This window comes from Pseudomonas sp. WS 5532, assembly GCF_012985445.1.
GTDB lineage: Bacteria > Pseudomonadota > Gammaproteobacteria > Pseudomonadales > Pseudomonadaceae > Aquipseudomonas > Aquipseudomonas edaphica.
The window spans coordinates 19,742-32,144 of the sequence record NZ_JAAQWK010000015.1 but is presented as its reverse complement, the minus strand read 5'-3'; the positions used below and the strand labels follow the sequence as shown (position 1 = coordinate 32,144).

General features: G+C 60.8%; 9 protein-coding genes. All 9 read right to left on the bottom strand.

Going from position 1 to position 12,403, the window contains the following annotated elements; all coding sequences use genetic code 11:
* Window positions 1-3 precede the first annotated feature (3 nt).
* Complete coding sequence (locus HBO23_RS23025) at window positions 4-1,380, bottom strand: L-serine ammonia-lyase (protein WP_170039887.1); 1,377 nt, start codon at window positions 1,378-1,380, stop codon at window positions 4-6.
* Window positions 1,381-1,565: 185 nt separating this feature from the next.
* Complete coding sequence (gene gcvP, locus HBO23_RS23020; protein ID WP_170039885.1) at window positions 1,566-4,403, bottom strand: aminomethyl-transferring glycine dehydrogenase; 2,838 nt, start codon at window positions 4,401-4,403, stop codon at window positions 1,566-1,568.
* Between the two features lie 10 nt (window positions 4,404-4,413).
* Window positions 4,414-4,797, bottom strand: coding sequence for a glycine cleavage system protein GcvH (gene gcvH, locus HBO23_RS23015; RefSeq protein WP_099549403.1), 384 nt, complete (start codon window positions 4,795-4,797; stop codon window positions 4,414-4,416).
* Window positions 4,798-5,158: 361 nt separating this feature from the next.
* Window positions 5,159-6,667, bottom strand: a complete 1,509-nt coding sequence (locus HBO23_RS23010; RefSeq protein ID WP_017139148.1) for a sigma-54-dependent transcriptional regulator — start codon at window positions 6,665-6,667, stop codon at window positions 5,159-5,161.
* Window positions 6,668-6,850: 183 nt separating this feature from the next.
* Window positions 6,851-7,213, bottom strand: a complete 363-nt coding sequence (locus tag HBO23_RS23005; protein WP_169985134.1) for a DUF5064 family protein — start codon at window positions 7,211-7,213, stop codon at window positions 6,851-6,853.
* Window positions 7,214-7,231: 18 nt separating this feature from the next.
* Window positions 7,232-8,161 (bottom strand): carbamate kinase, encoded by a 930-nt coding sequence (gene arcC / locus HBO23_RS23000; RefSeq protein WP_170039883.1) that lies wholly within the window; start codon window positions 8,159-8,161, stop codon window positions 7,232-7,234.
* 135 nt (window positions 8,162-8,296) lie between these two features.
* Complete coding sequence (locus HBO23_RS22990; protein WP_170039881.1) at window positions 8,297-9,307, bottom strand: ornithine carbamoyltransferase; 1,011 nt, start codon at window positions 9,305-9,307, stop codon at window positions 8,297-8,299.
* 69 nt (window positions 9,308-9,376) lie between these two features.
* Window positions 9,377-10,633 (bottom strand): arginine deiminase, encoded by a 1,257-nt coding sequence (arcA, locus tag HBO23_RS22985; protein ID WP_017139151.1) that lies wholly within the window; start codon window positions 10,631-10,633, stop codon window positions 9,377-9,379.
* A 24-nt stretch (window positions 10,634-10,657) separates the two neighbouring features.
* Window positions 10,658-12,085, bottom strand: coding sequence for an arginine-ornithine antiporter (gene arcD, locus HBO23_RS22980; protein WP_017139152.1), 1,428 nt, complete (start codon window positions 12,083-12,085; stop codon window positions 10,658-10,660).
* Window positions 12,086-12,403 lie beyond the last annotated feature (318 nt).

Below are 12,403 nucleotides of genomic sequence, written 5' to 3'. Positions count from 1 at the left end.
GCGTCAGCACTCGATAATGTTGACGGCCAAACCGCCACGGGCGGTTTCCTTGTATTTGCTTTTCATGTCGGCGCCAGTCTGGCGCATGGTGCGGATGACCTTGTCGAGTGAGACAAAGTGCTGCCCGTCACCACGCAAGGCCATGCGCACGGCATTGATCGCCTTGACCGAGCCCATGGCGTTGCGCTCGATGCACGGTACCTGCACCAGCCCGCCAATCGGGTCGCAGGTCAGGCCGAGGTTGTGTTCCATGCCGATCTCGGCAGCGTTTTCCACTTGGGACACGCTGCCGCCCAACACTTCGCACAAAGCGCCTGCGGCCATGGAACAGGCCACGCCGACTTCGCCCTGGCAGCCGACTTCGGCGCCGGAAATCGAGGCGTTTTCCTTGTACAAAATACCGATGGCGGCGGCGGTGAGCAGAAAGCGCACCACGCCGTCCTCGTTCGCGCCGGGGATAAAGCGCATGTAGTAATGCAACACCGCCGGCACAATCCCGGCCGCACCGTTGGTGGGCGCGGTGACCACGCGCCCGCCGTTGGCGTTTTCTTCGTTGACCGCCAGCGCATACAGGTTGACCCAATCCAGCACCGACAACGGGTCGCGCAATGCCGATTCGGGGTTCTTGCACAGCTGCCGATGCAGCGCCGCCGCACGGCGCTTGACCTTCAAACCACCGGGCAAGATGCCTTCGTTGCGACACCCGGCATCCACGCAGTCCTGCATCACCTGCCAGATGTTCAGCAAGCCGGCGCGAGTCTCCGCCTCCGGGCGCCAGGCACTTTCATTGGTGAGCATCACCTGGCTGATGGACAGCCCGTAGGTGGCGCAATGGCCAAGCAAGTCCTTGGCGTGCTTGAAAGGGAAGGTCAGCGGCGTGGTGTCTTCGACAATCCGGTCAGCGCCGGCAGCGTCTTCATCCACCACAAACCCACCGCCGACCGAGTAATACTCGCGGCTGCGGATCTGGATCCCGGCGGTGTCGAAGGCGCGAAAAATCATGCCATTGGGGTGGTAGGCGAGAGGCTTGCGAATCATCGCCAGGTGTTCTTTCTCGTTGAACGCAATGCTGTGTTCTCCGAGCAGGTTCAAGCGACCGTCACTGCGCATTTGCGCAAGGCGTGCGGCGACGGTTTCAGTATTCACGGTGTCTGGGTGTTCGCCTTCCAGGCCCAGCAACACGGCCTTGTCGCTGCCGTGACCTTTGCCGGTGGCGCCCAGCGAGCCATAGAGCTCCACCTTGATGCCGCTGGTGGCGCTCAGCAGGTTGTCGCGCTTGAGGCCTTCGACGAATCGAGCGGCGGCGCGCATCGGGCCGACGGTATGGGAGCTGGAGGGGCCGATGCCAATCTTGAACAGGTCGAACACGCTAAGGGACATGGTTGTTCTCCGGTTTCTTATTATTTTGGAAGACTTGCTCGCTCAGTGCAGAAACCGGGCTTGTGTGGGAGCTGGCTTGCCTGCGATAGCATCACCCTGGTCTACCTGATAGACCGAGGTGCCTGCATCGCAGGCAAGCCAGCTCCCACAAAAGCCAGCTCCCACATTGACCGAGTTCAGTCAGATCACGCGTAGCTCTCGATCGACGGGCACGCACACACCAGGTTACGGTCGCCAAACACGTTGTCGACCCGGCCAACCGGCGGCCAGTATTTGCCTTCGATCAACGATGCCACCGGGTACACCGCCTGTTCACGGCTGTACGGGTGGCTCCATTCACCGACGATTTCAGCCGCCGTGTGCGGGGCGTTTTTCAGTGGGTTGTCGTCCTTGTCCAAGGTGCCGTTTTCGACTGCGCGAATTTCCTCGCGGATGGCGATCATGGCGTCACAGAAACGGTCCAGTTCTTCCCTGGATTCGCTTTCGGTCGGCTCGATCATCAAGGTGCCCGCTACCGGGAACGACATGGTCGGCGCATGGAAGCCAAAGTCGATCAGGCGCTTGGCCACGTCATCCACGCTGATGCCGCTGCTGTCTTTCAAGGGGCGCAGGTCGAGGATGCATTCGTGCGCCACCAGGCCATTGCTGCCGGTGTAGAGCACGGGGTAATGCTCTTCGAGGCGACGGGAAATGTAGTTGGCGTTCAGGATCGCCAGCTGCGAAGCGCGCTTGAGGCCCGCGCCGCCCATCATGCTGATGTACATCCAGGTGATCGGCAAAATGCTCGCGCTGCCAAATGGCGCCGCGCACACCGCGCCTTCCTTGCGCTCCATGGCCGCGTGGCCTGGCAGGAATGGCGTGAGGTGGGATTTAACCCCAATCGGGCCAACGCCCGGGCCGCCACCGCCGTGCGGAATGCAGAAGGTTTTGTGCAGGTTCAGGTGGGACACGTCGCCTCCGAACTTGCCCGGTGCGCACAGGCCGACCATTGCGTTCATGTTGGCGCCGTCGATGTACACCTGGCCGCCGTTGTCATGAATGATCCCGCAGATTTCGCGGATGCCTTCTTCGAACACGCCGTGGGTGGACGGGTAGGTGATCATCAGCGCAGCGAGGTGCTCGCGGTGCTCGATGGCTTTGGCGCGCAGGTCTTCGATGTCGACGTTGCCGCGTGCGTCGCAGGCGGTCACCACCACGCGCATACCGGCCATGTTGGCGGTCGCAGGGTTGGTGCCGTGGGCCGAAGACGGGATCAGGCAGATGTCGCGGCGTTCTTCGCCACGGCTCTGGTGGTAAGCACGAATGGCCAGCAGGCCTGCGTATTCACCTTGGGAACCGGCGTTCGGCTGCAGGGAGATCGCGTCGTAGCCGGTGGCCGCGCAGAGCATGGCTTCCAGGTCGGAAGTCAGCTCCAGGTAGCCGGCGCTTTGTGCGGCCGGGGCGAAGGGGTGCAGGGCACCGAATTCGGCCCAGGTCACCGGGATCATTTCGCTGGCGGCGTTGAGTTTCATGGTGCACGAACCCAGCGGGATCATGGTGCGGTCCAGCGCCAGGTCCTTGTCGGCCAGCTTGCGCAGGTAGCGCATCAGCTCGGTTTCGGAGTGGTAACGGTTGAACACCGGGTGGCTGAGGATCGGCGACTGGCGCAACAGCGCGGCGGGCAAGGTGCTTTCAGTCGCAGCAAAGGCGGGCAGTGCCTTGCCGTCGGCGAAGATCGCCCACAGGGCTTCGATATCGGCCTGGGTGGTGGTTTCGTCGACCGACAGGCCAACGCGTTCAGCATCGACCACACGCAGGTTGATGCGCTGGGCGCAAGCCTTGTCGTGCAGGGCGGCGGTGTTGGCGCCCGTGTTGAGGGTGATCGTGTCGAAGAAGTTTGCCTGCTCAACCTTAAGGCCCAGGGCGGTCAAGCCTTTGGCCAGGATCGCGGTCAGCTGATGAATGCGCTGGGCGATCTGGGTCAGGCCTTTAGGGCCGTGGTACACGGCGTACATGCTGGCGATGTTAGCCAGTAGCACTTGCGCGGTGCAGATGTTGCTGGTGGCTTTCTCGCGACGGATATGTTGCTCGCGGGTCTGCATGGCCAGGCGCAGGGCCGGCTTGCCGAAACGGTCGACCGACACACCGACCAGACGGCCGGGCATGTCGCGCTTGAACGCATCCTTGGTGGAGAAGTACGCCGCGTGCGGGCCACCAAAACCCAGCGGTACGCCGAAGCGTTGCGCGCTGCCGATGGCCACGTCGGCGCCGAACTCACCCGGCGGGGTCAGCAGGGTCAGGGCCAGCAGGTCTGCGGCCACGGCCACCAGTGCGTTGGCGGCGTGGAAGCGCTCGGTCAGTTCGCGGTAGTCGAACACGTCACCGTTGCTGGCCGGGTATTGCAGCAGGGCGCCGAAGAATGCGCTGACGTCGCTCAGCTCGCGTTCATCGCCCACCACCACGTCGATGCCCAGCGGCTCGGCACGGGTGCGCAGCACGTCGAGGGTTTGCGGGTGGCTGTGGACCGAGGCGAAGAAGGCATTGCTGCCCTTGTTCTTGCTCAGGCGCTTGCAGAAGGTCATGGCTTCTGCGGCGGCGGTGGCTTCGTCGAGCAAGGAGGCGTTGGCGATCGGCAGGCCGGTAAGGTCGCTGATCAGGGTCTGGAAGTTGAGCAGCGCTTCCAGGCGGCCTTGGGAAATCTCGGGTTGATAGGGCGTGTAGGCGGTGTACCAGGCCGGGTTTTCCAGCAGGTTGCGCAGGATCGGCGACGGCGTGTGGCAGTTGTAATAGCCCTGGCCGATGTAGGTCTTGAACAGTTGGTTCTTGCCGGCGATGGCCTTGATCTTGGCCAGGGCCTGGGCTTCGCTCAGGCCGTCTTCCAGGCCGAGCACGCTGGTGCCCTTGATGCTTTCCGGGATCACGCTGGCGCTGAGGGCTTCGAGGGAGTCAAAGCCCAGGCTTGCGAGCATGTGCTGCTCATCTTCCTGGCGCGGGCCGATGTGGCGGGCGATGAATTCGTTGGCGGTGCTGAGATTGATGGTCATGGCGCGCTCCTCAGGCTTCAGCGTTGGCTTTGATCAGGCGGTCGTACGCATCCTGATCCAGCAGTTTAGCTACCGCCTCGGCGTCGGCCGGTTTAAAGCGGAAGAACCAACCTTCGCCCATCGGGTCTTCGTTGACCAGTTCCGGGCTGTCGCTGAGTGCTTCGTTCACTTCGAGCACTTCACCGGTCAGCGGCATGTACACGCCGCTGGCTGCCTTGACCGATTCCACGGTGGAGGCTTCGGCGCCCTTGTCGTAAGCCTGCAACTCCGGCAGTTGCACGAAAACCACATCACCCAGCGCATTCTGCGCGAAAGCGGTGATACCCACGGTGACGCTGCCATCGGCTTCGGCGCGCAGCCATTCGTGATCTTCAGTGAAACGCAACTCGCTCATGGAAACTCCTCAGGGCCAGATTCGTCTGGTGGACGGGATTGGAATAATGGGGAGTTGCTTAGCAATATTGCGGCCAATGTTATTAAGTCGTTATAAATCATCTACTTAACGATTTTGGTTATGACGATATGATTTTCAGCTGTAGCGATTTCGCTACACTCGGGCACGCCAAAAAAAGCCTATGCGGATCAAAGCCTTGCATGGCGCGTAAAAAACAGGGTTGTAGCGATATCGTTACGCTGTAGCGCTTTCAGTACAGCGGATGTCGTTCTCAGACCAAAACTTGGATGCCCTCCATGGGGGAGGGGGCTTGTGTGGGAGCTGGCTCCCACACAAGCCCCACATTTTGATCTCTACATTTTCAGGGCTTATTGGGAATGCCGTACTTGCGCAAGCGATGGGCAATTGCCGTGTGCGATGTTTGCAAGCGGCTGGCCAGTTGGCGGGTCGAGGGATAACTGGTGTAGAGCGTTTCCAGCAGGTTGCGCTCGAAGTCTTCCACCGCTTGTTCCAGGCTGTCGACTTCGCCGTCGCTCTGGCGCGCCACCGAGGTGCCGGCGATGTCGAGGTCGCCGATGTCCACCAGGCTGCTTTCGCAGATGGCGGCGGCGCGGAAGATCACGTTTTGCAGTTGGCGCACATTACCCGGCCAGCGGTTGCCGAGCAGCGCCGGGTAAGTGCCGGGCGCCAAGCGACACACCGGGCGCTGGATCTGCGCACAGGCCTGCTGCATGAAGTAGCGGGCCAGCAGCAGAATGTCCTGGCCGCGCTCGCGCAGCGGCGGCACTTCGACGTTGAGCACATTAAGGCGGTAAAACAGGTCTTCGCGGAAGGTGCCCTCGCTGACCATTTTTTCCAGGTCGCGATGGGTGGCGCTGAGGATGCGCACATTGACCTTCACTTCACGGTCGCCGCCCACCCGGCGAAAGCTGCCGTCGTTGAGAAACCGCAGCAGCTTGGCCTGCAAATATGGCGACATCTCACCGATCTCATCAAGGAACACCGTGCCCTGATTGGCCAACTCCATCAGCCCCGGCTTGCCGCCACGCTGCGCGCCGGTAAAGGCGCCAGGGGCATAACCGAACAATTCACTTTCGGCCAGGTTCTCCGGCAACGCCGCACAGTTCAAGGCCAAAAACGGTGCACTGTGCCGCGCGCTGATGGCATGGCAGGCACGCGCGACCAGCTCTTTGCCGGTGCCGGTTTCGCCCTGGATCAACAGCGGCGCATCCAGCGCCGCCACCCGTTGCGCCCGCGCCTTGAGCGTGCGGATCACCGGCGACTCGCCCAGCAGCGCATCAAAACCTTCGGCATGGTCATGGTGCAGCGCCGACAGCTGTTCGCCGATGCGGTTGGGTTGGTACAGAGTGAGCAGGGCGCCGGCGTCAGTGATCGGCGTGGCGTCGAGCAAAAAGGTCTGGCCGTTGACGCTGATTTCGCGCAACGGCAAACGAAAGCCCTGTTCGAGCAAGGTTTCCAGCAACGCCGGGTCATTGAACAACGCGCTGATACTTTCACCCGCCGGTTCGCGGCCATACAGCGCGATCAGCGCCGGGTTGGCCAGCAGGATCTTGCCCGCGCTGTCCAGGGCCAGCACCGGGTCGGTCATGGCCGCGAGCAACGCGTCGAGTTGCAGGTGGCGACGTTGGCCGGGGAGGATATCCACCACGGTGACCGCCTGTACGCCGTGCACGCTGAACAGCGCGTCGCGCAGCTCTTCGAGCACCTCGGCGCTCAGCGTCGGCGCGTCGATGTACACGTTGGGCGGCACCATCTCCACCGCATCCAGGTTGAGATTGCGCCCACCGAGCAGGGCCAGGACTTCCTGGGTAATGCCGACGCGGTCGATGAAGCTGACGTGGATACGCATGGGGCTGGCAATTCTGGGGAACTGGAGGCGGCAAGTATGCCTTGGAGCGCAGGGAGATCAAAATGTGGGAGCTGGCTTGCCTGCGATAGCATCACCTTGGTCTACCTGATACACCGAGGTGACCGCATCGCAGGCAAGCCAGCTCCCACACAAGCCAGCTCCCACATTGGACTTACGGTGTTGTTACTCCAGGTGTTCCGGTTTGACCGGATCGCCGGATTTCACATCCAACTGATGCCTTACATCTTCAAACATCAAGTCGTACTGCTTGTGCATCGAGCCGTTAAGCGTCGCAACCTTCGGCATTCCATATTTCTGCGCGATGTTCATCGCATGCCGGGCAAAGTCGAAGGCCTGATCCTTGGGTAAAAAGAATTCCTCCTTGAGGTCCTTGCCCTGCACCGAGCCGTGCAGCTTGAAGAGCATTCCCTTGCCTTCCTTTGGATCCTGGCTGACCTCGTAGTCGATGCACAGGTTGTAGCTGTAGTCATCCTTGTTGAGCGCGTGACGTTCGATGTGCAGGTGACCGGGTTCAAAGGTGGCCATAGGCGTTTCTCCTCTACTTCACAGGTAGGTGATGCCAGGTTTTGCCGTGCTGATACGCGTGCCGGCGCTGCCCTGGACGATGGCTTCGATATCCGAGAGTGAACCGATGACGGCAGTTTTGCCAGTCTGGCGGGCGAACTCGCAGGCCGCTTGTACCTTCGGCCCCATGGAGCCGGCGGCGAAGCCGAGCTTCTCCATGTCGTCGGGATGGGCCTGGCCGATGGCCTTTTGGGTCGGCTTGCCGAAGTCGATAAAAGCCGAATTGACGTCGGTGGCAATCACCAGCAAATCCGCGTCCAGTTGTGATGCCAGCAAGGATGAGCACAGGTCTTTGTCGATCACCGCTTCAATGCCGCGCAGCGTGCCGTCTTCGCCATACATGGTCGGGATGCCGCCGCCACCGGCGCAAATCACAATTGCGCTTTTTTCCAGCAGCCACTTGATCGGGCGGATTTCAAAGATGCGTTTCGGGCGTGGGCTGGCCACCACACGACGGTATTTATCGCCATCGGGCGCGATGGCCCAGCCTTTTTCGGCGGCAAGTTTCTCGGCTTCGGCCTTGGAGTACACCGGGCCGATGGGCTTGGTCGGGTTCTGGAAGGCCGGGTCTTTGGCGTCGACTTCCACTTGGGTGAGCAAGGTGGCGAACGGCACCTCGAAGTCCAGCAGGTTGCCCAACTCCTGTTCGATGATGTAGCCGATCATGCCTTCGGTCTCGGCGCCGAGCACGTCCAGTGGGTACGGCGAAACCTGGGTGTAAGCCACTGCCTGCAACGACAGCAGGCCGACTTGCGGGCCATTGCCGTGGGCGATCACCAATTCGTTGCCGGGGTGGATTTTGGCGATCTGTTCGGTGGCGATACGGATATTGGCGCGTTGGTTGTCCGCCGTCATGGGTTCACCACGGCGGAGCAGGGCGTTACCGCCCAGGGCTACGACGATGCGCATAATGCATTCCTTTTAGAAGGATCGTTCCCACGCTCTGCGTGGGAATGCCTCACTGGACGCTCTGCGTCCGCTCTTGTGACGCAGAGCGTCACTGGCTGCATTCCCACGCAGAGCGTGGGAACGATCAGAGTGGGGTTAGATATCCGCCAGCGCCGACACCAGAATTGCCTTGATGGTATGCATGCGGTTTTCCGCCTGCTCAAACGCGATGTTGGCTGGCGACTCGAACACTTCCTCAGTCACTTCCACACCATTGGCCAGGTTCGGATAGCGCGCGGCGATGTCCTTGCCCACCTTGGTCTCACTGTTATGGAACGCCGGCAGGCAGTGCATGAACTTCACGCGTGGGTTGCCCGAGGCTTTCATCATCTTGGCGTTGACCTGGTACGGCAGCAGTTGCTCGATACGCTCGTCCCACGCTTCCACCGGCTCACCCATCGACACCCAGATATCGGTGTGGATGAAGTCGACGCCTTTGACGGCTTCTTTCGGGTCTTCGGTGATGGTGATGCGTGCGCCGCTTTCCTCGGCAAACACCTGGCACTGCTTGATGAAATCTTCGTGTGGCCACAGGGCTTTCGGCGCGCCGATGCGCACGTCCATGCCCAGTTTGGCGCCGATCATCAGCAACGAATTGCCCATGTTGTAGCGCGCGTCGCCCAGGTACGCGTAGCTGATGTCATGCAGCGGCTTGTCGCTGTGCTCGCGCATGGTCAGGGTGTCGGCGATCATTTGGGTCGGGTGGAATTCGGCGGTGAGGCCGTTGAATACCGGCACACCGGCGAACTTGGCCAGCTCTTCGACGATTTCCTGTTCAAAGCCACGGTACTCGATGGCATCGAACATGCGGCCCAGGACGCGGGCGGTGTCTTTCATGCTTTCTTTGTGGCCGATCTGCGACGACACCGGGTCAATGTAGGTGACGTGGGCGCCCTGGTCATGGGCCGCCACTTCGAACGCGCAACGGGTGCGAGTCGAGGTTTTTTCGAAGATCAGCGCGATGTTTTTGCCTTGCAGGTGCGGACGCTCGGTGCCGGTGTACTTGGCGCGTTTGAGGTCGCGGGACAGGTCCAGCAGGTAGTTCAGCTCGCGGGTAGTGTGGTGCATCAGCGAGAGCAGGCTGCGGTTGCGCATATTAAAAGCCATGATGGATCTCCTTAGGTTTCGGTTATCCCCCTGGCCGCTCCTGGATAAGCAGCGGCCAGGGCCAAAAAATCAATAGTCGATGGGGTCGCGGATGATCGGGCAGGTCATGCAGTGGCCGCCGCCACGGCCTCGGCCGAGTTCACCGGCGCTGATGGTGATGACTTCCACACCGGCCTTGCGTAGCAAGGTGTTGGTGTAGGTGTTGCGGTCGTAGCCGATCACCACGCCGGGCTCCACGGCCACCACGTTGTTGCCGTCATCCCATTGCTCGCGTTCGGCGGCGAAGCTGTTGCCGCCGGTCTCGACCACTCGCAGCGTCTTGAGGTTGAGGGCTGCAGCCACGGTTTCGAGGAAGTTGGTTTTCTCCCGCTGGATGTCGATGCCGTGTGGTTTGCTTTCATCCGGGCGCAGGGTGAAGGGCACGATCTGGTTGACCACTTCGGGGAAGATCGTCACCAGGTCGCGGTCGCAGAAGCTGAACACCGTATCCAGGTGCATCGCCGCGCGGGACTTCGGCAGGCCGGCAACGATCACGCGTTCCACGGCTTTGTTTTTGAACAGGTTGCGCGCCAGTTGGCCAATCGCCTGGTGCGAAGAACGCTCGCCCATGCCGATCAACACCACGCCATTGCCAATCGGCATCACGTCGCCGCCTTCCAGTGTGGCGGCCCCGTGTTCCTGGTCGGGGTCGCCGTACCAGATCTGGAAGTCGGCGTTGGTGAACTCGGGGTGGAATTTATAGATGGCGCTGGCCAGCAGGGTTTCCTGACGTCGCGCCGGCCAGTACATCGGGTTGAGCGTCACACCGCCGTAGATCCAGCAGGTGGTGTCGCGGGTGAACTGAGTGTTGGGCAGCGGCGGCAGGATGAAGCTTGAGTGGCCGAGGAAGTCGCGGAACATCTCGATGGTCCGGCCGCCGAAGCTGCTCGGCAGGTCATCGGCCGACACGCCGCCAATCAGGAACTCGCTGATTTTGCGCGGCTCCAGGCTGCGCAGCCATGAGCCGACTTCATCGACCAGGCCCAGGCCCACCGTATTGGCGGTGATCTTGCGCTCCAGAATCCAGTCCAACGCTTCGGGGATGGCGACGATATCGGTCAGCAGGTTGTGCATTTCCAGCACATCAATGTCCCGCTCGCGCATCTTGGTTACGAAGTCGAAGTGGTCGCGCTTGGCCTGGGCCACCCACAACACGTCATCGAACAGCAGTTCATCGCAGTTGTTGGGGGTCAGCCGCTGGTGGGCCAAACCTGGGGAGCACACCATGACTTTACGCAGTTTGCCGGCTTCGGAATGTACGCCGTACTTCACTTTTTCCGTGGTCATTACAGATCCTCCAGTGAACAAAAGTTACAGAGTCAGGAAGCCGGCGTAGAGGCCATAAGCAGCCACCAGGGCGCCAATGACTACCGCGGCGAAAATCAGCTTCTCGACGTTGGTGAAAATCGGTTTGCCCAGTTCATGCTTGGCCTTGGCGAACAGGATCACGCCGGGGGCATACAGCAGGGCGGAGAGCAGCAGGTACTTGGTGCCACCGGCGTAGAGCAGCCACACCGCGTAGATCAACGCGATGGCGCCGATGAACAGGTCTTTCTTGCGCTCGCGCAGGGCGTTTTCGTAGGTCTCGCCGCGCACCGCCAGCAGCAGTGCATAGGCCGCCGACCACAGGTAAGGCACCAGGATCATCGAGGTGGCGAGGTAGATCAGCGACAGGTAAGTGCTGGCCGAAAACAGCGTGATGACCAGGAAAACCTGGACCATCGCATTGGTCAGCCACAGGGCATTGACCGGCACGTGGTTGGCGTTTTCCTTACGCAGGAACTCCGGCATGGTGTGGTCCTTGGCGGCGGCGAACATGATCTCCGCACACAGCAGCACCCACGACAGCAGCGCACCCAACAGCGAGATGATCAAGCCGACGCTGATCAACACCGCGCCCCAGTGGCCCACCACATGCTCCAGCACGGCAGCCATCGAAGGGTTCTGCAGTTTGGCCAGTTCCGGTTGGGTCATGATGCCCAGGGACAGCACGTTCACCAGCATCAAAAACAGCAGCACGGTGATAAAACCGATTACGGTGGCCTTGCCGACGTCGCTGCGTTTTTCCGCACGGGACGAGAAGATGCTCGCGCCTTCGATGCCGATAAACACCCACACGGTGACCAGCATCATGTTGCGCACCTGGTTCATCACGCTGCCCAGGTCGGGGTTTTTCACGCCCCAGATGTCGGCGGTGAAAATGTCCAGCTTGAACGCGAACACAGCGATCAACACGAACAGCACCAGCGGCACCACTTTGGCGACGGTGGTCACCAGGTTGATGAACGCCGCTTCCTTGATGCCGCGCAGTACCAGAAAGTGCACGGCCCACAGCAGCACCGAGGCGCCAATCACCGCAGCGGGTGTGTTGCCTTCGCCAAAGATCGGGAAGAAGTAACCGAGGGTGCTGAACAGCAACACGAAGTAACCGACGTTACCCAGCCAGGCGCTGATCCAGTAACCCCACGCCGATGAGAAGCCCATGTAGTCGCCGAAGCCGGCCTTGGCGTAGGCGTACACGCCGCCGTCGAGGTCAGGTTTGCGGTTGGCCAGGGTCTGGAACACGAAAGCCAGGGTGAGCATGCCGATGGCGGTAATGACCCAGCCGATCAACACCGCGCCGACATCGGCGCTGGCGGCCATGTTTTGCGGCAGTGAGAAGATCCCGCCGCCAATCATTGAGCCCACGACCAGCGCAACCAGGGCGCCGAGTCGAAGTTTTCCGGGAGTGTCAGACATTGCATGACTCCAATGCAGGAGAAGAGAGAGCACAGAATAATTCTGTGCGCTGATCAAACAGCTGACTTAGATCACGTCATTGGCACATTCCATTGTGAATTAATGACTTAGGGGTAAGATCCCGGGGCAATAGTTTGCCCCGCAAAGGCGCTTTCCAGAGCGGCTCCTGCGTTTTGATCAAGCATTTAGTCCGAGGTGTGGACGTTTGACCCTAGCCCGCTTTGTCGAATGTGCAAACTTTTCTCAATTAACGGGTTAAGTCTGCAAAAACTGGCCAAGTGCCTGCTCTATTTAAAATCTAAATAAGCTTAAACTTTA

Excerpts from the sequence above, each read along its gene's own strand:
- HBO23_RS23005 (WP_169985134.1), bottom strand. The coding sequence starts at position 7,213 with ATGGCCACCTTTGAACCCGGTCACCTGCACATCGAACGTCACGCGCTC.
- arcC (WP_170039883.1), bottom strand. The coding sequence starts at position 8,161 with ATGCGCATCGTCGTAGCCCTGGGCGGTAACGCCCTGCTCCGCCGTGGT.
- arcD (WP_017139152.1), bottom strand. The coding sequence starts at position 12,085 with ATGTCTGACACTCCCGGAAAACTTCGACTCGGCGCCCTGGTTGCGCTG.
- arcA (WP_017139151.1), bottom strand. The coding sequence starts at position 10,633 with ATGACCACGGAAAAAGTGAAGTACGGCGTACATTCCGAAGCCGGCAAA.
- HBO23_RS23025 (WP_170039887.1), bottom strand. The coding sequence starts at position 1,380 with ATGTCCCTTAGCGTGTTCGACCTGTTCAAGATTGGCATCGGCCCCTCC.
- HBO23_RS22990 (WP_170039881.1), bottom strand. The coding sequence starts at position 9,307 with ATGGCTTTTAATATGCGCAACCGCAGCCTGCTCTCGCTGATGCACCAC.
- HBO23_RS23010 (WP_017139148.1), bottom strand. The coding sequence starts at position 6,667 with ATGCGTATCCACGTCAGCTTCATCGACCGCGTCGGCATTACCCAGGAA.
- gcvH (WP_099549403.1), bottom strand. The coding sequence starts at position 4,797 with ATGAGCGAGTTGCGTTTCACTGAAGATCACGAATGGCTGCGCGCCGAA.
- gcvP (WP_170039885.1), bottom strand. The coding sequence starts at position 4,403 with ATGACCATCAATCTCAGCACCGCCAACGAATTCATCGCCCGCCACATC.